Here is a 23,123-nt window from a genome sequence, read left to right as displayed (position 1 = left end):
GATGTCTTTAACTTTATGAAAGGCTTCCTGTTGTTTATATAGATCATAAAGTAGGAATGAAGTCGAAAGAAGCAGGAAATAGAAATATCTTTTAATGTAAAAAGCCTCAATTTTCATTGAGGCTTTCGTGATCCCGCTGGGATATGAACTTTGTTCAGTTTTCAGCGAAGGCTATCTGGAGGTTTTGTGAATTGTGACTCACGGAATCACTCACCTTTTTGTCTGTATTTTTTAGTTGCAATTGCTATGATTAAAGATATGGGTTTATTGCAGAATTTCAAAATTTTTATTAAGCTTGTTCATTACGTTTAAAGTGTATTGAAAATGGCCGGTCTCATACAAGAAATTATGTGAAAGACTGTCATTGTTGAGCAAACGGTGAGGGATGCTTAATCTATTAAAAAAATGGTCGAACCAATAATACAGGTATTTATGTTAAACATAATCAATAGATTAAATCACCTATTCTAAATCGTAGAAATTCCTCTTTAACTCATTTTGAATGCTTTCTTTTATCCATATAATTTTCTGCTCCATATAATTAACATGGTCAGCGTAATCCAATATACCCGGAAGACCTTTGATCATGTCTATAATCTCTTGGCATAGCTCAATTTGATTTTGCAATGTGGACACATAGCTTTCAGTGGCTATACCGCCAGAGGCACTAAAAAACATTTTCCGGAAAAATTCTACATCTTTTTGCAACAACAACAGCTCGCGCAAAAATCCAACATATTCGGTTCTATACTTACATAGCACGATATTTTCCAACATCATTACCCTCTGCTGATCCTTATAATTTATTGCCAAATATTCCGATATCTGTCGTCTAGCTTTTTCGACAAGCTCCTGATTTTCTGGGTCGAAATTGAACAAAGATACAGCAGCGTGTGTCATGTCCGAGAACACTGGGCTTTTTCTTATGATAATTTCTAATGACTTGGGTATAATGTCTGAATAATTTGGCAGCTTCCAGATATAGTCCGTACGGATATCCTCAAAGCGAAAAGTCAAATAATCAAAGTCAACAAAAGTGCTTTCAAGATATTCGACAAAAAAATTGTGATCAATTTCTAGCAAGGCCTCTAGCTCTTTTCCATCATGATCGAAATTCCGTTCGGTTTCTTTTAATATGGTGTATGCCTGTTTCAACACTGGCAATTTTTTCTTAAAGAAAGCAGCACAATCTTGGCAAAAATTCCAACCAAGATATACTTTGTCTGTAGGTTTTTCTAGTACAAGCCATGTTAGGTAGCTAATGATATTATATCCATCGAGATCAACTTTGCTCTTCTGAAATCCAGAGAATGTGTCTTGAAACTTCTCAAAATCCAACATCCTAGATAATGGTACTTGTATGTTCTGATCACCGAAAAAGCTGATCAAACGATTCAACATGTCAGCATCAACCTGCTCCTTAGGAAGTGCCGTAAAAAATGTGCTCAGCCATACGTTTTTACCTATGAAATCAAATTCCTCCAATAATTCCAGAAGTTCTGGACCACTGAATGTTGCATCATTCAACAGAAAATAACAAATCCTAGAATTGATGGGTACACTTATCTTTGCACTGAGAAATAGTCTGAGGGTTTGAATTGCGAAATCCTTCCCCTTTAGTCTCGATGCAATGAATATTTCCGTGGCGCTGCCTTCAACCATCCAACGATCGCGCAGATCGAGCTGCTCATAAAACTCGTCTATTTTGTAGATATACGATTCTAACTCTTCCCAATTTCGCTGAATCACAAAGTCTTCAAACATTTTTCGCCTTTCTTGATCCTGTTCTAAAGCGCTTTTTCCCGATCTGTCCCATTGCGGCCTAAGCATCTCGTAGAGTTTCATAATATCTGATCCGATGAATGCATTCCAAGATTCTGGACTTTTACCTCCTGCCTCTTCGATATTTTTTGCCAGCCTCTTAACAAACTTACAATGCAAATACTCCTCTGTAGAAAACTTCTCGGAAATCAGCCTCTCATAAATTGGAAGTTCATCTATGTAGATTTTTTTATCCAGCTTTCCACCAGGAAATACAATCTTCTCTAAAACCCGGTTTATATTAAACTTTTTATAGTCGGCTCGCTTAATCAGTCCAACCAGCATTTTCTCTCTAACTGCCACTAATGCTGGATTATACGGCAGGTGGAAGTTATAATATGTAAAGGCGTGTCCTTTAGCTGGTCCAAATTGCGTAAAGTGAATTCCGAAAAGCATTTCGAGGATTTTCAGAAAAGCGCCGTCTGCGATTTCTTTATGCTTGCTTGAACGGTTTTCAGCATCCAAAACATCAAGCAGTTTATGTTGCCTTACGTATTCCATCTGCAGGTCGTCGACCCTGTAGCTGAAGTAATCATTGATAAACTTCAAAAATTCTGGAAGCCTATTGTCCTGGGTAGCTACAAGTTCTATGGCAAGTGAAATGGATGGTTCGAGCAACTCATTGGGATGGCTCCAAAACTGGATCAAAAGTTCAAAATATTCGGTTGATCTCGTATGGTCATTATTTTCAAAGTGAAATGCCAATTTTCCCCCAGTCGAGACTTGGGGTAAAGATTTGATCCATCCTCTTAGGTATTTAAGCGTATCATAACCTTTATAGAACCAGAACATCGAATAGAACTTGTAAATTTCATCATCGGACTTTATCTGCTGAGCTACATGATGTAAATGGGGAACTACCAATTCTTTTATCGGCGAATAATTGAAGGTGTTGTTCACATCGATAAGTGTATTGCGGATCCTGGATTCGTAATTCGGATTCGTCAGGTAAAACGCAATCCACTTTCCGTAGCCGATGACTGCTGAGCCTTTGTCTAAAAAGCACTTGTAAAATGCATAGGTTGCCAGAACCTGGTCTGCAACTTTTACCAACTCTCCTTCGTAAACATCGAGTATTTCCTGGGTATGCAACTCCATTATAGTAGACCAAAGCTCGTTCCAATCTATTCCAAAACCATCAGCCAACCCTTTCTGGAGTTTTTCATCCTTCTTATTGATAAGCCCGAAGAACGAAATGATGGCAATTGCCTGTAGGGTAATCGGCTTGCTAAAAGCTGAGATTTCCTCGGCCAATTTTTCGAAATATTTCTCATACAGCGAAGCTGGGCTGCTGAGATAATTTGTCGCAGCGTTTGGGGTAACAGACCGCGTCGCCATCAACGCCACTCTCGCATTTCCCTTCGAAAGATCGATGATCCGCCTTTGTATATCTGGGTGGTATTTCAGATTGGGCAATACCTTTAGAATAATTTCTTTGATCTCCTCATCTTTCAAAATTCCAAGGGTTATTTCTTTGTAAAGAGAATTGCTGAGTTTTGAAACCACCTGTTGCTTAACATAGTCCCTACTGGTAATCACAACTTTTAAGCTATTAACTTTAGGTTTTTGAATGAAATCCAAAAGATAAGCCAGATTCTGTGCCGATTTGTTCGCATCATCGAAAAGAATGATATAATTTTTTCCATTTTGAAACAGGTTGACAAAATCGTCCCAAAGAGGGACTGCCGAACTCTGGATCACTATGGGTATAAAATTGCTTTTAGCCATTTCCTGTAGCACCGATATCGCCAATTTGGACTTTCCAACTCCTGCGGGCCCCGACAAAAGAAGCACATCGACAACATTCAGGCTAGAAATTCCGTCTTCAAGTTCTTTCGTGCGACCAACAAATTCGTTGGTCAGCGAAGGCTGTAGCCCCTTGGTCGTTTTCGTGAGAAAATCGGGCAAGGTATAGATTTCCCCTTTGACGATAATCACCCCAACATATTGCTCGGAAAGGCCTGGAAAGTCATAGATATATAATGGCAGGTTTTGAATATTTAACAACGTTACTGCCACCTGCGGATTGTACGAAGCTGCCAGGTCTCTGAGTTCTTTGTCTTGTTCTGCATTGATAGTTTCGGCGCAGGCAAGCACAACTTCGGAGATTTGATCCGGCGTTATACCAGTTTCATCCGTGTTAAAACAATGCCTGATGTCACCCATCAATTTTTCATGGAAGCTTGTGCCTTTCCCTAGCTTTTCCTTGGTCGTACTCTCCACGAAGACATAACTGTCCCCGTCTTTGAAAAAAGAGTCTGGAGATCCTTTGCTGGTCTTCTCCTTAGCTACAACCGAACCAGGTGCCCCTATAAACGTGCGCCCTTGAATGTGCAACAAATGATTTACAAGATCTTGGAACCTAGCTTGATTGATGGCTTTCAATCCAGCCTCAATGGCTTTTACTATATTCATAAAGCAAGCGTTATTTAAAGACTAAGTTAGCATTCCGGGCTACAACAGAAAGTACTTCTACTTGAGGAACAAAGTTCTAAGGATGCGACAGCTGTTGTTAAAATTGATTAAGAGTTTCTATACCTAGTAATCGAGCCTATCACGCTCTGCTTCATCATCCATTTCCTTTGCACGAGAGAGATACCTTTTTGCAAGGTCCCTGAATAGTCTGCTCAATTTCGGCCGCTCGCTTTTATGCTGTTCAGCATAGCCATTAAATCTAGAGGCAAGTCTTCTCTCAATATTTCCGCCATCGAAAGGTCCACGTGTAGATGCGCCGTGGTTATTAAACACCTGCGTAATGAAATTTCTTCTGATGAAATCACTATCGAGTTCTTCTATTAAACTACTGATAGGTTCCGGTGGCCAGACTTCAGTTTTTTCGGGAAATCTCGCCAGAAGCATTCCAATCTGAACATCGGCCATATCGCTTCTATCCGCTTTTGAAGCCAAATCGCGAACCTGCTTGACCCAATTGTGCAGGTAATCCCTGTCGATTGCATTATTTTCTCCCTGTCCGGGCAAAACTCTCCAAGAGTTCAAGAGTTTCCTTGCCGACTCGGCCCGAGTGGCTACCATATTCCTAGTTTGTTCGTCGATCTCTTCGGGGATATCTAGCTGATTCTTAGGACGATACAACAAGCTGAGCACTTCGATAAAAAATGCCGGACTATTTGCCAATTCCTGATGAAGATTTACAGGTTTACGCCTTGAACTCTGCCCACCCAAAACAGGCATATAGATCCACTCGAGTTTGATCTTCTGCGCCTGTTCAATATCGGCTCTTTCCTGCATCTCGTCAAGCAGTTTTTCGAGAGGATAATCGAACCTGCCTTGTTCGCTGGCCTCGACAGTCGCAGCACTTTCCAGCAATTCCACGATTAAACCAGAGGGGAGTATGTTCAATATGCGCGAAGTTTCCTGAATTGCTGTAAAAAATCTTCGGTAATTGATTAGTTTTTTTATTGCGGAAATTTTTTCTTCATCTGTCGACCGATATAGCCAAGGGTTCATTGTTAACCAATAACCATCCCTTATTTCCTGAGGCAAATCCTCTACCTTTTTCCAAAGTTCTCCCGAAGATGGCACCGAGGTCAAAAATTTGATTAGAACATCATTGCTGACAGATTTTCGGAGCAGATATTTATAAAAATGGTCTATCCAATCAATATTTCTTGCCTCATCAATAAAACCGATAAAACTACGAATGAATTTTGATTGGTTATCTTCATTAAAGTCCACAATATCAAACAGGCGCTCAATGTCCGCATATTGGGTCAATATTTGGGCAAGTGCGTTTCCCAGACTCCAAGGCTCTTCCACTTTTTTGCTCAACTCCACAATCGCTGATATACCATGTTGTCCAATGATGGATTTTACCGCATCTTTTCTCCTCAAGTTCACCTTGTTTTCTTGCCTATCGTCATAGGTATTCCCTTCTGGAAACTCCGGATAGCCATCAAAAAGCCATTTGAGTTGCTCAATACTATCCTTTGGGACTAGAGCGTCATACAGTTCCTGATACTTTTTTAGTACATCTTCTGGAAGCGCCCAGTCTGTTTCGGGGTGTGAACGGTGGTGAGACAGAATTTTTCGTAATTCTCCCCAGCTCATTTCTGAGCCGCTTTTTGCTGTTCCAATAGAAGCTGAAACCAGTTCTAATACCTTATTACGGTCATTCGTAGATAACTCGACCGACTTATCGATCAACTGAGCTGTCTGAGCATCTGAACCATCATGAAATTCTAACAACAACCTGATGATGTTGTGCTGCATATCCCACATATCCTGATAGGTATAGTCTATGTTAAAGTTATGCTTGAATACACGCCAACGCATTTTATGTGTGGGATGCGCTACGCCATGCGACTCCGGCAAAAGGGTAATCAGTAGTTTCCAGCCGATGTTATATTGGTTTCGACATATCGTATCAAGTACTGCAATACGTTCATCGGTACTCGCGAGCGTCTGGAAGTGCCAAACCTTGAAAATTTCGACTAGACTGTTGAACGGACGGTTTGAAAGCTGTCCTCCAGGGTCAATGCTGGACAGATGAGCTAGGATCAGACTGGCTTGGCCGAAATATTCTGGAAGCCATGCCAAACCTTCTAATGCCCACAAAAGCCCAGTATGATGGCTGGTCTTGTGGAGAAATCCATTCTCTTCTAAAAAAAGATCCATGATCGGAGAGTTATCGTCTTTAAGCGACCTCTCGATAATGGAAAGAAATGCATCGGGTGCCGCCTCTGCAAGTAACGGCATCTCGCGATCAAGAGAGATCCAAACATCTCCGTTTGCTTCCGAGAACAGATCATAAATAATATTATCTACCCATATCTGAGCATCACCAACACTGGTCAAGTTAAGATTGTTGCCGTAGATCCCAATCAGGATCAATGATTGAACAAGGCCCTCTCTTGCCCAAGACGAATACATCTTCTCCTTATTGAATTCTATTATCCATTTATGTTTCTCGTTACTGGGAAGGGCCAATGGGTTGCCGTTTTTAAAAGCGAGTATGAAACAATTCCTCAGCCTTAACAGATCATTTTCTGTAAGCAAGCTCGCCAATCCGGCCCAAATGTCAAGGGGCGATTTTATTCTATATAATTCACCTATTTTAAGCAATGGAGATTCTTCTATTTTAGTCAGGCCTAGCGCATCATTAGCATAATCTACATAGCTTAGGCCTGATAACACTTCGAGCAATTGGTGATCCCCTTTTTTATCGGCATTCCACCTTCCGATCAACATTGCCGGAATGATTTTCCGAATATATCCCTGATCCAACCAAGGAAGCCGATTCTGCGGAAAATTCAATAGACGTTTCAATATTGTAATATCCCGTCCAGCTTCCCTTGAAAATCGTTCCGCATCTGAATGGGAAATCCCCAACTTCATTAAGCCGTCTATCTGCCCATCCCTATCAATTGTGGGGAGGTCTATAGTTATCTGATTTAACGTATCATCCGGTCCCAATGGTACCAACACATGGTGGCCATCGGCTGCTGCGGCATATAAGGCCTGAGGCTCATCGAACCTGGCAATAAGGTTAAGCGTTTTCACATTGATCCTCACGCTCCTGAAATTACCCGGTGTATCGATAATCAAAGTCCTTGAAAAAAATCTTTCCCTTGGGTGTTCTTCAAAAGATTTTGTTGCTGCAAGAATAAATGCAATCGCCTCATCTTTAGATGCTGCCCTGACCGCTTTTATTCCAGCCGGGCCATTCAAAAATTCAGTCAGAAGATTGATTTCAATAGACCTACCGGCTGTTATCGTCTCTGGCGGAAGTTGGCCGATTGATCCCAAAGACCATTCCCGCCAGTATTCTTCTGCAGTTATTATGCCATCAGATGGATACTTGTTGATGAAAACTGAAAACCATCTTGATACAGCGGCAGCCTGATCAAGCCATTGGGCCAGGATGGAAGAATCATATACCCTGATGTCTTTCCATTTGCCCTCAGCTAATTTTTCCTGTAACCACTTATCTTTCTTTTTCCAGAAATGTGGTGTCACAAAAACAAATGTGCTCTCAGCAGGCAGGTATCCTTCGGGATCTTGCGTTCGCTTTATATAATCTTCATCTGCTTTACTCTTTACCGTTGACTCCGTACCCAATTCCCAAAGCGAAACTCCATCAGGAACAAATCCTTGCGCTTGGTCACTTTTTACAATCCCATCCCAACCTCCAATATAGACAGTACTGCCCATAGGGAAATCCACGTAAGTTCCCACAGTTGCAGTAGATCTTACCAAACGGGAAATCAACAAAGGGAAATATCCTTTTGAGTCAAATTGGTCGGACCAGTTTTCAATATCTTTTCGGTCTATCAAGCGCATTTAAAACCCAAGTTAAGTAAAATTTGGCTTTTGGAAAAGTTATGACACCTGTTACTTTAATCAAAATGCGAGGTTTGGCATCATGGCTCATCTTTGAAAAATTTGTCCTCATTTTTTAGCTGTCGCCACAACCACATCTTTAGCTTTTTTTTCAAGATGCTTCTCTAATTTTTTCCTGTAGTGGGCGGGATAAATAGTATCATGTGTCGCCGGTGCCTGTTGTTCCTCTAACCAATCAAGGTCACGATTCAGAAGATTGATCATCATATGAATGCCCCCGTAGCTAAATTTAAAAAGCAGGGTTCGAGAGTCTTTTTCTTGAAATAGTAATGAACACCTAAATCTAGACAGATGATATTTGTGGATATTAATTGGAATGCTTTCAAACGTTCCTATTGTTTTCCCAGAAAAAACAACCATTGGCCACTCAGTAGGGTCCGAATTATCTAGAAACTGTCGAAGCTGAGTAAAGTCATATTTTTTAAACACCTTTCTCTTGGAGGTAAAAAGCGACTCCAGTCCAATCTTTAACAATGTCTTTGAGACCGCTACCTCATTTTTGTCAAAGGCTGGTAGTTTAAGGGAAAACGTTTGTTTTTGTGGATCCCAGTCGGCAATTTCCTCTTGTGGCAAACCACCTAGTGTAACTAGGTTTTTAAGAAAATCTTTGTTTCCCTGGATCCCTATTTTCCCAATAACACCCTGGGCAGCATTTCCTTTTTTATTTGGAATGCCCATCCTTGCCCTTTCCATCAAAAGTACGGTACTACTTAATGCCTCTCGCTCAAAATTCGCAAACCTTTTATTACATGCGTCACATACTCTACCTCGTTCCATCAAATAAATTGTATTGCCGAGCGATTCTGAAACAATATGCTCAATAGACTTTGCTTCATTTTTCTTCAGGCAAAAAATACATTCCATAAAATAATAGCTATGTGTTGTCGAACATTGTGTTCGTTATTATATAAATTTTGTTTCTGCTTTAAAACGGATAATCTGGATCTATTCCAAAAATTTCAGCGATAGGTTTGCTAATCACAAGATCGATTGGGAACTGAGCTCCGGTATTTTTAAACAAGATAGAAAGTAGAGGCCATTTTTCCAAGTTTAGGCCTGATCTCATGCCAATCATTAACTATGTTTATACAGAAAAAAATACTCGAAAAGTAGTAATTTGTTTACAAGTAGATTGTCTTGCGCCTGAAAGAAGTCTCTGCACATAAAGATTTCTTAAATAGCTGTCTTAGACGCAGCAGCTCATTACGCTATCTAATGTTATGTCTAGCTTTGAGCTTATCATATTCTTGAATTGCCCTCAAAATGTCATCCTTACTACCGTAAAGGTATCGATCCGCTTTTTCAACCTGACGCATGTTGTACACTGATACGAACATGGCTGATTGTTGTTCATTGTGCTCTAACCTTAGAACTTTTAAATGATTCGGATCAACCTCTTTGTCAAAAGGATAAAGACTAACCATATGGAATCTGTCTACTGGAAAATTGAATTTGCTGTCCGGAGAATACAATGGCCAATCTGCATGAACCGGACGATCGCTAGAGATTAGGCAAATCATACCCTCATACTTTGTTACCAATATGTGATAGTCCATCTTTAGCTCTGCAAGATGCTTTAGCCTCCTTACACTTTCAAGATTTGCAGACTGCCTATTGGAATTATCACTTTCTTTAATTGCCTCTTCCATTGTTTTGCCTTCAAAATTCAATATTATCTTCAGAGTAGATCTTCTTTTCCGTTCCTAATTGCTCGTTCGCTAAAAAAGCATATTCAATCGTTTTGTTTGATAGCGAGTTAAGCGCCTCTGCTAGTTTCGGTGTCCTTAACTCCTGGGCTATTATGTATACCAAGATTTTGGTTTTCAGCTCCGAGGTAATAATATGTATGTCTGGATTTGTCAATGTCTTGTAGATATCATGATAGACACTTTCAATATGCGTGGAATAAAACCTTTCCAACCAGCGCTTTTCGCCTTCAGGCAAATCATCAAATGTATAGTAGTCCCGAATCTTGCAGATATTTTTTACATTTTGTCTGTGGATTTTCAGGCCCTCACCCTGATTAAATAATACATCGACAAAGTACTCGTTTTTACGCTTCTCCACTGCGAAGTTTTGAATGTAGCATTTTGGTACAATATGCTGGCTTACTGGTTCGCTCATATTTGATAATTTGTAACGATAATTTACATATAAAAATTTAGAATATTGTCGATTCAAATATGTTTGTAGACTTCGATAATAGTAGCCAGTTCATTTCATTCCAAATGTCTACAGCAACCAAAGGTTGTATTTTATTCTTTCGCTCGTACCATCGCTCCTCCATTTCGGTTTTTCGATTTAATATCATCTTTAATCAAAGCTATCACACATGTCTTTTGCAAAAAAAAAAACAGGAACCTTTATAGCACCAGTAAGACAACAGAATTTCACGTCGATGACCACCAACAAAACCTGTCGTAAAAATTCAAATCTAAAGCAATATGTTTTATGAAAAATAGCTTTTACGAATTGCTAAATTGTACCGACACTACATCAAACACTCTTAAAATCAGCAGACTGAACACTTTCAGTAGAAGCAGACCGGTTTTAAGCAGAAAAATTTTCAGTATGTTAAATCATATTTGATTACCATTATTATCGTTTTTATTCTTTATCTTTTTAGATTGCAAATCGGAAATCTTTTAATTACTTGAGTATGGACAAATATTTAAGCATTTAGTAAAGAGTTCCATAAAAAAAGTAAATTATAAGCAATGGGACTGTTTAAACAGAATAAAAAGTGGGGGAATTTTAGTGGAAACATAAACATTTACGAAGATCTGGAGACTTCGGACATTTCGAAACTTCTAGGAGAAGAACATCTTCATTCTTTACAGTTCTATAATTTCAAAAATCCCAATAGAAAGACCTGGCAAGTTTTAAATGAGTTTTATCAAAGCAACCCTCAGTTTGGGCTTCACATCTTTTGGTATGACGTTGTAGATTTTAGCTTTTTAGACTATATTCCTTCCGTCCGTAACCTTTCAGTGACATCATTTCTCACCACTGATTTTACGCCATTACTTAAAATGCTAAACCTAAAAAAATTGAGCATTGGCGAAACGAAATCAACGAGAATTGACTTAAGTTTTATCTCCGAATTTAAATCTTTGAAATCGCTGTATATTGACGGTATGAAGAAGGGCTTACAGGGCATAGCGAAGCTCTCGGAATTGAAAATTCTAACCTTAAGGGGAGTCAAGCTTGCAAATCTGGATTTGATTACTGGATTGAAAAATCTGAGGGAATTAAATCTCTTATTTGGTAGCTACAAAAATCTGGATGCGATTTCAACTGCTAAAAATCTAAAAATTGTTGAGATTAGCAGAACCATGCAGATACCTAATTATGATTTTCTTAATTCATTAGAAGGTTTGGTTTCTTTGTGCTTTGAGGGAATGTCGACTATGGAAGTTTTGCCCGATCTTAGGGGACTAAAAAATCTTAAGAAAATTCAGATCGACAATAATAGTAGGTTGAGAGACATTGGTTCTCTTGAGCAATTGGATAAACTAGAACAATTGGTTATATTCTTTCCTGAAAATTTCAAGGCTGAGCTTCGAAAAACACTTTTAAACCAGCTTACTAGAATCCTATTAAACTCGAAGACAATTAAACTAAGTACTTTAATGAATTTGTTGGATGAGAAAATCAAAAACGACTTAAATGCTAAAGGCATCGAAGGTTGGAACTACTCAATTGCAAAATTGGAAATATCTAATTAATGAAAAGCGGGAATGATCGGAGATTATTCCCGCTTAATCTAAATTAACGCTCTCACATATAAAGACGTTAACCATCAATTAATATTGCCTAACTTCTCAAAAAGTCGCGAACTTCTTCTTAAGTAACGCCATATCTTCACTCACCTTGATATCCAAAATCTTTGCGTAATGCTGAGTAGTCTTGATATTTGTATGTCCGAGTATCTTCGATACGCTTTCTATCGGCACTCCATTCAATAGTGTAACCGTAGTGGCAAAAGTATGGCGGGCAATATGCGAAGTGAGTTTTTTCTCAATTCCGCACAGATCGGCAATCTCCTTCAGGTATTCGTTCATCTTTTGGTTGCTGGGAACCGGAAGAAGTGATCCTTTATTGAGGCAAACTTTGTTGGTGGAATATCTATCAACAATCTCAACAGCTGTTGACAGTAGTGGAACCGATGACCTTGTTTTGGTTTTCTGCCTATTGGTAAAGATCCATCGGTCGCCATCAATTCCCTTCCTGATATTTTCCTGTTTCAGTTTGAAGACATCGATATAAGCCAAACCCGTAAAACAGCAGAAGATAAACACATCACGTACCTGTTTCAATCTCTCCGAGAAAAACTCTTTTCCTGCGATGTGTACCAATTCCTCTTTGTTCAGGTAAAAGCGGTCAACATTCTTCGTTTTGCCTTTATAAGCTGTAAATGGAGATTTGTCTATCCATTCATTTTCCATGCAGATGCGAAGAATTTTGCCAAGGTTCTTGATGTTTTTTACCACATAATTATTCGCACAACTCTTGTCAGATCTCAAATAATGGTCAAATCCATTTAGAAAAGCTTGGTCAATAGTTCTGATGTCCATATCGACTACGCCATATTTTAATCGAATAAAAACCTTCAGATGCGTTTCCAGAACCTTGTAGCGGTTCAATGTACCACGAACGTAATCTTTTCCTACAAGTTGTTCCATTTTTGCATTATGGTCAGCGACTGCTTCCAATAGGGTATGGGAATTAGCAAGCGTACCCAAATAACTGGATTTGATTGCATCGGCCGTAATGTGCAATCCCATATCGAAAATACATTGATGGGCATAATAAACTGCATTCTGCAACTGGTCGAGATAGGTATTTAACATCTTGACATCTTCTTTGGAGCCGATGGCTCGGCCGCCTTTTGCGTTCCATCGTTTCGGATCACAGTCCCGATTGGTGGCAATCTCTGCACGATTTCCCTCTACGGTAATTCTCATGTAGATCGGCACATTTCCATTCACATAGTTCTTTTGCTTTTTCAGATAGAAAAGCAGGCTAAAATTGGTTTTCATAATCTCTCGATTTTAGTTAAACAACCCGAGAACCGACTTTCAGTTCGAGAGCTGCATCACCGTTAAAAACAATAGATAACGATGATGCAAACATAGCTTTGCGACTAAATCTCTACAAGATGTTCAGTTTATAACAACCTATTCAATAGAAGGTTATATACCATTCGGTGAGTCAATTTTAACCGTTTTGCCTTACTCACCGAATCACTCACCAAAGTTTTGTGAATTCGTGCGATTTTTGGCAATTCCCTAAAAGCAAAAACCCCTGCAATCATTTGATTGCAGGGGTTTATACGTTTTGATAGTCTTTGGTGTGATCCCGCTGGGATTCGAACCCAGGACCACTACATTAAAAGTGTAATGCTCTACCAGCTGAGCTACGGAATCATCCTTTAAATTTCAACGATTTTGACAACCGTTTTCCTTTATTGTGATGCAAATATAGAACTAGAATACATCCCTTGCAAATTAATATGCTGACAAAATGATATTCGCCTGAATGTAAGCCAGATTAATTAATAAAGCCGGCTAAAAACCGGCTTTACCCATGTTATTTAGGTTAAAAACGCATCTTTTTTATTCTCTATCCAGTGGTTTTTCTTCCGGATTTGGTTTGCTGCCGATGTTATAAAGCACAAATCCCATGAATAAGAAGATTAATACACCTAATATCTGGTATCCGCCGTCCCCAAACCAGGTGCTCAATAGCGGTTCCAGGTTTACTTTGCTCAAATTATCCCTCACAGACGGGATAACCATCAATACAGCGACGACAACTCCGGCTAATGCACCACCAGCAACCAGTCCGGTTGCGAACAGGTTACCAGGGCCTAATTCTTCCTCTTCGAGCGTTTTTATTTTTTTACGCTCTTTCCATTCAACGAAACCTTTGATTGCACCACCGGCAAAGATCGGCAGGGTAGTGGATAGTGGGAGGTAAGCACCCACAGCGAAGGATAAGGAGTTCACACCGCATAATTCAATAGTGATTGCGATAAACACACCTACCAATACATATTGCCAGTCCAGATTAAAAGATAACATCCCTTTAATCAGCGTGGCCATTAAAGTCGCCTGAGGAGCAGAATATTCTGCGGTACCAATGGCGTGATGAATCCCCTGTGCAAGCATTTCCGGGGTAGGCGTATCCAGAATACGGACGGTTAAGCCAATCACAATAGAAGATACGATTACACCGATAAATAAAGCGATCTGCTGATATTTTGGAGTTGCACCTATAATATAACCCGTTTTTAGATCTTGAGAAGTTGCACCGGCATTTGCTGCTGCGATACAGATCATACCACCGACAACCAAAGCCATTGGCTCATAGACTTTACCCGTCCAGCCGACAGCGATAAAGACCAGGCAGGTTCCCATAATCGTGGCAATGGTCATTCCAGAAATTGGATTATTACTCGATCCGATCAGGCCGACAATACGACTGGAAACGGTAACAAAGAAGGCACCGAATAATACGACGAGGACACCGATCAACAGGTTACTACCGAATCCGTTACTTGGAATTTGCGGGAGGACAGCAACTAAGATAATAAGTAATAAACTACCTATACCCACAACTTTAAGTGAAAGGTCGCGGTCAGTTCTTTTAATATCAGATTCTATTTTGCCTTCTTTCAAAGATCCTATGCTGTCTTTAAATGAAGAAATGATAGTCGGGATAGTTTTAAGCAAAGTGATAAAACCACCTGCAGCTACTGCGCCGGCACCGATTTGTTTCACATAAGCCTGGTAAATTGCGAGTGGATAATCCGAGAACGTCTGGATATCCGGATTCCAGCCAACAGAACCACCGGCTTTAGTGATGTCTGCCAACAAACCTAATTTAACCAATTGATTTGCAGCTAATATTGGGTCGATTAAGGTAGCCAGTAAGGGGATAAGTCCTAACCACGCTAATACACCACCAGCGACAAGTACACCAGCGATCTTTGGGCCGATGATATAACCGACACCCAGATATTCAGGCGTAATTTCGCCACTTACCTGTGCAGCGGGAAGGAATTTATTAGTTTGGGTGGTGATCCAGGCCGGAGCTTCAGCGATGATATGGAACACTTTCTGGAACATGGCGTAAACCATGGCGAAGCCTAGTCCCCAGAAAGCAGTACGGGCGAATGTTCCGCCGCGTTCACCCGCTTTGAGTACCGAGGCGCAGGCAGTACCTTCGGGATAGGGCAGGGTATCATGCTCTTTAACGATGAGTGAGCGGCGTAAAGGGATCATCATCATAGTTCCCAGCACACCACCCAGGATCGCCAGGATCAGGATAGTCATATAATTGAAAAAGGCATCACCGGAGCTTTGTCCGCCGATATCTGTACTCAGGAATAGAAAGCCGGGCAGCGTGAATACTACACCCGCAGCGATCGATTCACCGGCAGAGCCTGTTGTCTGAATAATGTTGTTCTCGAGAATAGTGGTCTTAAAAAATTTCTTACCTAGGGTAATTGCCAGAACGGCGATTGGAATGGATGCGGAAACAGTTAATCCGGCTTTTAAGGCGAGGTATACAGTAGCAGCTCCGAAGATGATGCCAGCTATGCAACCAAGCAGAATTGATTTAATCGTGAATTCAGCTACCTTACTTTCGGCAGGGATGAACGGTTTAAATTCGTCTTGAGTCATCATAAAAAATTATGGTTTAAAGGTATCTATTTTTGCCCGGCAAACAAGATTGATGGTTGAAGAGGTTAATATTTTTATCATCTTAGCGGCCATAACCAACCATTAAAATGAATAAAGCAATATTTTTAGACCGTGACGGAGTCCTGAACCATGAGATTTATGACTATATCTGCAGACTGGAAGACTTTGAAGTCCTGGAATACCAGATCCCGCCATTAAAGCGGTTTTATGATGAAGGATACCTGCTGGTAGTCATCACAAACCAGGGCGGAATTGCGCTGAACCGCTATACAGAAGAAACACTTGCAGAAATGCATGAGATCCTTTTCAATAAGTTTGAAGAGCAGGGCGCTGAAATTATTCATGCCTATTACTGCCCGCACCATCCAACGGTGAGCGGCGAATGTGAATGCAGAAAACCTAAATCAGGCATGCTGCTGGAAGCAATTGCAGAATATGATATTGACCCTGCGCAATCTGTAATGATTGGAGATAAACCCAGAGATGTCGAAGCTGCAAATGGAGCAGGAGTGAAGGGCGTTCTGATTGCTCCTGATGAGCAGATTGACTACGACCAGATCAAAGCAGTACTTGCTTCTTAAAAAAAGCTATAAGAATATTAATTTTTAATCCCTGCCGAACCAGAACCAAGCCAATCTTTTGTCCATTCCTGAAAAAGCTATACACTAAACGCAGTATAATGGAAATAGAAGAAGTTTAGTTCTGGCCTTGGTTGGGTCTTGTGCGCGCCATATAGCAGTGCTGTTCGACTGGAACCTGGACATCCCCTGAACTTAACCCGAGGTTGACCCGAAGCCGACCCGGACGGCATCAGATTTTATCTTTATAAAATCGCAGAAAGAACTTTTCTCAAAGACTTTTCTAAATCCAAACTCTAAAAAAGCGAAGCAGAATATAAACTAGAACTGGCCTGGTGAATAAGGTTCTGGTCATGTTTTGTTCGGGTCTCGTTTGACTGTTCTTTTACTCTTGTTCAACTGAACCCCACACCATACCCACAAGAACCCCACACGTACCCACAGCGAACCCACAAGATGGTGTATTCTAGTGAGTTATTTACGGGGTTTCGACTAAAAACACCAATTAGTACTGCATCAGAACCCGAATAACCCAGTCATCTCGACTCAAAGCCATGGTTGTATCTCGTTAGAGTCTTGTTAGAGCCATGTTCTTGGTTGGCACATCTTTATAAGGGGTTGGCCCAATTTTACACCATCGTTGACCCAATTATAGATAATAACAAAGCAATATCGGAATATATAAAAAAGCGAACTGGATAAGCGGTGATCCAATGAGATCAAGACAGAATAACCCCGGAACCAATTAACTCCCAAGCCAATCCGCTTTTAGTCTAAACACAAAAAAAGGGCTCCTGAATAATTCAGGAGCCCTTTAATAAGATAAAGAAATTTGTGCTTATGCGTTTGCTTCAGCAGCTTTTTTATGATCTGCAAGGAAAGTCGCCAATCCATTGTCAGTTAATGGGTGCTTCAACAAGCCTAAGATCGAAGATAATGGACCAGTCATAACATCAGCACCTAATTTAGCGCAGTTGATGATATGTAACGGACCTCTGATCGAAGCAGCCAAGATTTCAGTTTCGTAACCGTAGTTATCAAAAATTAAACGGATATCTTCAATTAACTGCAGACCTTCCTGACCTATATCGTCTAAACGACCTAAGAAAGGAGATACGTAAGTAGCACCTGCTTTGGCAGCTAATAAAGCTTGTCCTGCAGAGAAAATTAAAGTACAGTTAGTTCTGATGCCTTTTGAAGAGAAATATTTGATGGCTTTAACACCGTCTTTGATCATCGGAACTTTAACTACGATCTTTGGATCAAGTTTAGCCAAAGCTTCACCTTCTTTAATGATATTCTCGAAATCTGTAGAGATTACTTCTGCACTTACATCGCCATCTACAATAGCACAGATAGCTTTATAATGGTCTGTTACCTTTTGGTCTCCGGAAATTCCTTCCTTCGCCATAAGGCTTGGATTCGTAGTTACACCATCTAATACACCAAGGTCCTGGGCTTCTTTGATTTGCTCAAGATTAGCCGTGTCAATGAAAAATTTCATGATTATATAATTTAGGGAATAAAAAACTGGAGAAGTGTTCAGCGTATGCTTTTGACGGAAGATTGTGCGTTGAAAGCATAGTCAATCTGAAAAAGTAAAAAATGGGCAAGCAACCTTTATCGCACCGCTACAACCTTCTACCCTTGCTTCGTTCCCGCCCTGGGGGAGTTCAAAGGGAGCTGATCGTAAAGGACTTGCCCACTGCAAATGTAGCAAAAGAGTTTAGTCTGCAAAAACGAAATTCAAAAAAAAGTCCCAGAAAATAATTAACTTCAGATAATGAATTGAAGACGAGTGAATTGTAATTGAATATTTTTTTCAAATATTTTTCAGACTACTGATTTTTGACTCAAATTGATGTGTTTTGCACAAAGAGCAGAGGGGAGTAAATGCTGTTTTCTGCTCGGAAAGCCAATTTTTTGCTCAAAAAATCATTTTTACGGGTCATTTTTAACGCTCTCAAAAAGACCATTTTCAAGCGATTGCCAACTTGATAATTTTAGGCCGTCAAAATTGCCAAGTTGGCAATTTAACCCTATTGAAATTATGCTATTCTTTGTTTTTCACAAAAAAAATAACAGAATGGTAATTGATCAAAAATTTAAATACCTTAGTGTTTAGAATACAATTAGATATGGAACAACTACAAGATAATGAGGGCTTATACGACTCCAAATTCGAGCACGATGCTTGCGGTATTGGGTTCGTGGCCCATGTGAAGGGAAGAAAGTCACAACAAATTATTTCAGACGCTATAACCATTCTGGAAAACCTTGACCACCGGGGTGCATGCGGTGCAGAGATTAATACAGGCGATGGGGCAGGTATTATGATACAGATACCCCACGAATTTCTATATGACGAATGTTTAAAGATAGGTTTCAGTCTGAATCAATCGGGCGATTATGGCGTAGGGATGTTATTCTTGCCAAAAGACGTTAGAGCAAGGGAAGAATGTCGTGAAGTAATATACAGAGCAGCAGAAAAGCTGGGTCTGGATGTATTAGGCTTCAGGAAAGTAAATACTAATCCTGCGGATATTGGAGATATGGCACTGTCAGTAGAGCCGGAAATGGAACAACTCTTTGTTTCACGCCCCGAAAATATTGCTGCCGGCGCAGATTTTGAACGTAAACTATATGTCTTTAAGAACTACCTGAGCAAAACCATTCTGGGTACAGTTAAAGGAATTAAAGCAGATTTTTATATCGCTTCATTTTCTTCACGTACTATAGTATATAAAGGACAGCTAACATCTATGCAGGTTAGAACCTATTTCACAGAGTTAAGTGATAAAAGAGTTGTTTCTGCATTTGGTTTAGTCCACTCACGTTTTGCTACGAATACCTTTCCATCATGGAGGCTGGCACAACCATTCCGTTATATTGCCCACAATGGTGAGATTAACACCTTACAAGGTAACCTGAACTGGTTCCGTGCAAGTGTAAAATCATTTGCTTCCAGCTATTTTACTGCTGAAGAATTGAATATCCTGCTCCCGGTGATTGATGAATCACAATCAGATTCCGGCTGTCTGGACAATATTATAGAATTATTATTGCATGCCGGCCGTTCCTTGCCACATGTAATGATGATGCTGATTCCTGAAGCATGGGATGGTAATGAAGACATGGATGAGCTTAAACAAGCCTTCTACAAATTTCATGCAACCTTAATGGAGCCTTGGGATGGACCTGCGGCCATTGCTTTTACAGATGGTAATCTAATTGGTGCCACACTGGACAGAAATGGTTTAAGACCTTCCCGTTATGCAATTACTAAGGATGACCGCGTAATTATGGCATCTGAATCTGGCGTACTGGCTCTAGATCAGAGCGAGATTATCGAAAAAGGCAGACTGACCCCTGGTAAAATGTTCGTTGTGGATATGGAGCAGGGCAGAATTATCAGCGATGCAGAAATCAAACAAGAAGTATGCAGCCGTAAGCCTTATGGTGACTGGTTAAATCAATATCAGATTCGCCTGGAAGAACTTTCAGATCCAAGAGTGGTCTTTACAGGACTTTCACAAGAGTCTATTTTTAAATATCAGCAGGTATTTGGTTATAGCAGGGAAGATGTCGACCTGATTCTGAAACCGATGGCGTTAGAAGCGAAAGAGCCAATTGGTTCTATGGGTACAGATATCCCGCTGGCCGTACTTTCTCAGAAACCGCAGCATTTATCCTCTTATTTCAAGCAGTTATTCGCACAGGTTACCAACCCGCCAATTGACCCGATCCGTGAAAAAGTGGTGATGAGTCTTGCTGGTTTTATGGGTAACAATGGTAATTTGCTGGAAGAGCATGCTATGCAATGTCACTGTGTCGGTATTAAACACCCGATCCTGACTAACCTGGAACTGGAGAAAGTACGTAGTATTGATACCGGTGTATTCCAATCTAAAACTTTGCAGACTTATTTCCGTGCAGATGGTAAACCAGGCTCATTGGCTAAAGCACTGGAACGTTTGTGCCGTTACGCAGTAGATGCAGTAGAAGACGGATTCCAGGTATTGGTCCTTTCAGACCGTGCATTGGACTCTGAGCATGCTGCTATTCCATCTTTACTGGCTGTTTCGGCGGTACACCATCACCTGATCCGTAAAGGTCATCGTGGTGCGGTAGGTATCGTGGTTGAAGCGGGAGACGTATGGGAAGTACATCATTTCGCTTGTCTCATTGGTTTTGGTGCGACTGCAGTGAACCCTTATCTGGCTCTGGAAACGATTACCGGATTCCAGAAAGAAAGTGGTATGGCCGTCAATAAATTAATTGATAATTATATCTACGCTGTAAATAACGGATTGCTGAAGATCTTCTCTAAAATGGGAATTTCCACTTTACAATCTTACCATGGTGCACAGATCTTCGAAATTCTGGGTATCCATAAAAGTGTGGTAGATAGCTATTTCAGCGGTGCTGTATCTAGAATCGGTGGTTTGGGACTGGATGAAATTGCACGTGAAGCATTAATTAAACACAGCCGTATTTTCGGAAAGAACACCCGCCCGGATGCAATCCTGCCAACTGGTGGTAATTATAAATGGCGCAGAAAAGGGGAGCAGCATTTGTTTAACCCGCAGACTATCCATTTATTACAAAATGCGACCCGCAAAAACGACTACCAAACGTATAAACAATATAGCAAGCTCGTTAACGAGCAGACTAAGCAGGCTTATACGATCCGCGGATTGTTTGAATTTAACTATAACCGCTCTTCGGTACCACTGGATCAGGTAGAACCGGTTGAAAGTATCTTAAAACGTTTCGCTACAGGAGCAATGTCTTTCGGGTCCATATCTCACGAAGCACACTCTACACTAGCGATTGCGATGAACCGGATCGGTGGAAAAAGTAATACCGGAGAAGGTGGAGAAGACGAACTGCGTTATGAAAAAATGGCCAATGGAGATTCTATGCGTTCTTCGATCAAACAGATCGCTTCTGCGAGATTTGGCGTAACCAGTAACTATTTGACCAATGCAGATGAGCTGCAGATTAAAATGGCTCAGGGTGCTAAACCGGGTGAAGGGGGCCAGCTTCCAGGGCATAAAGTAGATGACTGGATTGCAAAAGTCCGCCATGCTACTCCGGGTGTTGGTTTAATTTCGCCGCCTCCACACCATGATATTTACAGTATTGAAGATTTAGCTCAGCTGATCTTTGATTTGAAAAATGCAAATCGTAAGGCCAGAATCAATGTAAAACTCGTTTCTAAAGCAGGCGTAGGTACAATTGCTGCTGGTGTGGCTAAAGCACATGCAGATGTTATCCTGGTATCTGGTTTTGATGGTGGTACAGGTGCTTCGCCTTTAACTTCTATTCAGCATGCCGGCCTTCCCTGGGAGCTTGGTTTAGCTGAAGCGCATCAGACTTTAGTGAAAAACAGACTACGCAGCCGTGTGGTCCTGCAAACTGACGGTCAGCTAAAAACAGGTAAAGATATCGCTGTTGCGGCTTTATTAGGTGCTGAAGAATGGGGTGTGGCTACCGCTGCATTAGTTACTTCGGGCTGTATCATGATGCGTAAATGTCACTTAAATACTTGTCCTGTAGGTGTGGCAACTCAAGATCCTAACCTGCGTAAGTTATTTACCGGAGAAGCAGATCACGTAGTGAACCTGTTTTACTTCCTGGCCGAAGAACTGCGTGAGATTATGGCAGAATTAGGTTTCAAAACTGTAGAGGAAATGGTTGGTCAGGCCGATGCACTGAGCCTGCGTGCTGTTGATCCTGCAGACTGGAAACTGAAAAACCTGGATCTTTCCGCAATCTTATATAAAGCGCCTGATAATGGTTTGAGCCTGTTCCAGACTGAATTCCAGGACCATGGAATAGATAATGTACTGGATCATCAGCTGATTGCTGCTGCAGGACCTGCATTATTTAATAAGGAGCCTGTATTCCAATCGTTTGAGGTGAAAAACACGGATCGTGCAATTGGTACCATGTTATCTAACGAAGTTTCGAAAGTTTATGGCAGTGCAGGTTTACCGGCTGATACCATCAACTTTAAATTCCACGGTTCTGCCGGACAAAGTTTTGGTGCTTTCACCGCAAGAGGTATTTCACTGGAGCTGGAAGGTGAAGGAAATGACTATGTTGGTAAAGGCTTGTCAGGCGCAAGGATATCGATTTATCCGTTTAAAGAAGTGACTTATGTCCCAGAGCAGAATATCATTCTGGGGAATGTTGCTTTATATGGTGCGACATCGGGCGAATTATTCGCAAGAGGTTTAGCCGGAGAACGTTTTGCTGTGAGAAACTCAGGTGCAACAGCAGTTATTGAAGGTTTAGGAGACCATGGTTGTGAGTATATGACTGGTGGAGAGGTTCTCGTACTGGGTAATACAGGAAGTAATTTCGCTGCCGGAATGAGCGGTGGTGTAGCCTGGATTTACGATGTGAACGGAGATTTTCCACATAAATGTAATACCGAAATGGTAGATCTGGATCCGCTTCAGGAAGAAGACGAAATCAGAATCAACAGTTTGCTAAAGAAACATATTCAGTTGACTGGTAGTAAATTAGCTGAATTTATCTTAAGTGACTGGGCGACACAATCCGCGCATTTCGTTAAAGTATTCCCTAAAGAATACAAAGCGGTTTTATTAAAAAGAAGTTCAACGATCAAAACATCATAAAT

The 23,123-nt window shown here is 40.7% G+C and carries 11 protein-coding genes, 1 tRNA gene and 1 other RNA gene; 3 read left to right on the top strand and 10 right to left on the bottom strand.

Annotation, left to right across the window (positions count from 1 at the left end):
• Positions 1-462: 462 nt before the first annotated feature.
• The 5 genes from BLR53_RS02655 to BLR53_RS02635 form a co-directional block, all read right to left on the bottom strand.
• Positions 463-4,236, bottom strand: coding sequence for an nSTAND3 domain-containing NTPase (locus BLR53_RS02655; protein ID WP_074586902.1), 3,774 nt, complete (start codon positions 4,234-4,236; stop codon positions 463-465).
• Between the two features lie 123 nt (positions 4,237-4,359).
• The gene (locus BLR53_RS02650; RefSeq protein ID WP_074586899.1) at positions 4,360-8,121 is read right to left on the bottom strand and encodes a P-loop NTPase family protein; all 3,762 of its coding nucleotides are present in this window, start codon (positions 8,119-8,121) and stop codon (positions 4,360-4,362) included.
• Between the two features lie 108 nt (positions 8,122-8,229).
• On the bottom strand, positions 8,230-9,045 hold the full coding sequence (locus BLR53_RS02645; protein WP_074586897.1) for an HNH endonuclease: 816 nt from the start codon (positions 9,043-9,045) through the stop codon (positions 8,230-8,232).
• A gap of 344 nt (positions 9,046-9,389) precedes the next feature.
• Positions 9,390-9,830: a hypothetical protein gene (locus BLR53_RS02640; RefSeq protein ID WP_074586895.1), complete on the bottom strand. Its 441-nt coding sequence runs from the start codon at positions 9,828-9,830 to the stop codon at positions 9,390-9,392.
• Between the two features lie 10 nt (positions 9,831-9,840).
• Positions 9,841-10,305, bottom strand: coding sequence for a DUF4238 domain-containing protein (locus BLR53_RS02635; RefSeq protein ID WP_074586893.1), 465 nt, complete (start codon positions 10,303-10,305; stop codon positions 9,841-9,843).
• 593 nt (positions 10,306-10,898) lie between these two features.
• On the opposite strand from BLR53_RS02635, the gene BLR53_RS02630 reads away from it, so the two are divergent.
• Positions 10,899-11,909, top strand: coding sequence for a hypothetical protein (locus BLR53_RS02630; RefSeq protein ID WP_074586891.1), 1,011 nt, complete (start codon positions 10,899-10,901; stop codon positions 11,907-11,909).
• Positions 11,910-12,005: 96 nt separating this feature from the next.
• Here BLR53_RS02630 and BLR53_RS02625 read toward each other — a convergent pair whose 3' ends face one another.
• From BLR53_RS02625 to BLR53_RS02615, 3 genes are all read right to left on the bottom strand, one after another.
• Positions 12,006-13,223, bottom strand: a complete 1,218-nt coding sequence (locus tag BLR53_RS02625) for a site-specific integrase (RefSeq protein WP_074586888.1) — start codon at positions 13,221-13,223, stop codon at positions 12,006-12,008.
• A gap of 314 nt (positions 13,224-13,537) precedes the next feature.
• Positions 13,538-13,610 (bottom strand) — tRNA-Lys (locus tag BLR53_RS02620).
• Positions 13,611-13,799: 189 nt separating this feature from the next.
• A complete protein-coding gene (locus BLR53_RS02615) occupies positions 13,800-15,875 on the bottom strand; it encodes an OPT family oligopeptide transporter (RefSeq protein ID WP_074586886.1) in 2,076 nt (691 codons plus the stop codon).
• Positions 15,876-15,979: 104 nt separating this feature from the next.
• On the opposite strand from BLR53_RS02615, the gene BLR53_RS02610 reads away from it, so the two are divergent.
• Positions 15,980-16,474 (top strand): D-glycero-alpha-D-manno-heptose-1,7-bisphosphate 7-phosphatase, encoded by a 495-nt coding sequence (locus BLR53_RS02610; protein WP_037437838.1) that lies wholly within the window; start codon positions 15,980-15,982, stop codon positions 16,472-16,474.
• Between the two features lie 835 nt (positions 16,475-17,309).
• Here BLR53_RS02610 and fsa read toward each other — a convergent pair.
• On the bottom strand, positions 17,310-17,975 hold the full coding sequence (gene fsa / locus BLR53_RS02605) for a fructose-6-phosphate aldolase (RefSeq protein ID WP_074586884.1): 666 nt from the start codon (positions 17,973-17,975) through the stop codon (positions 17,310-17,312).
• A gap of 100 nt (positions 17,976-18,075) precedes the next feature.
• An RNA gene (gene ffs / locus BLR53_RS02600) (signal recognition particle sRNA small type) lies at positions 18,076-18,175 on the bottom strand.
• Positions 18,176-18,609: 434 nt separating this feature from the next.
• Here ffs and gltB point away from each other — a divergent pair.
• Positions 18,610-23,121 carry a glutamate synthase large subunit gene (gltB, locus tag BLR53_RS02595; RefSeq protein ID WP_074586882.1) on the top strand — a complete coding sequence of 1,504 codons (4,512 nt, stop codon included), beginning with the start codon at positions 18,610-18,612 and terminating at the stop codon, positions 23,119-23,121.
• Positions 23,122-23,123 lie beyond the last annotated feature (2 nt).

This window comes from Pedobacter antarcticus (assembly GCF_900103515.1).
Lineage (GTDB): Bacteria > Bacteroidota > Bacteroidia > Sphingobacteriales > Sphingobacteriaceae > Pedobacter > Pedobacter antarcticus.
Note: the sequence above shows the minus strand (reverse complement) of the source record. Positions and strands in the feature narration are given on the sequence as shown.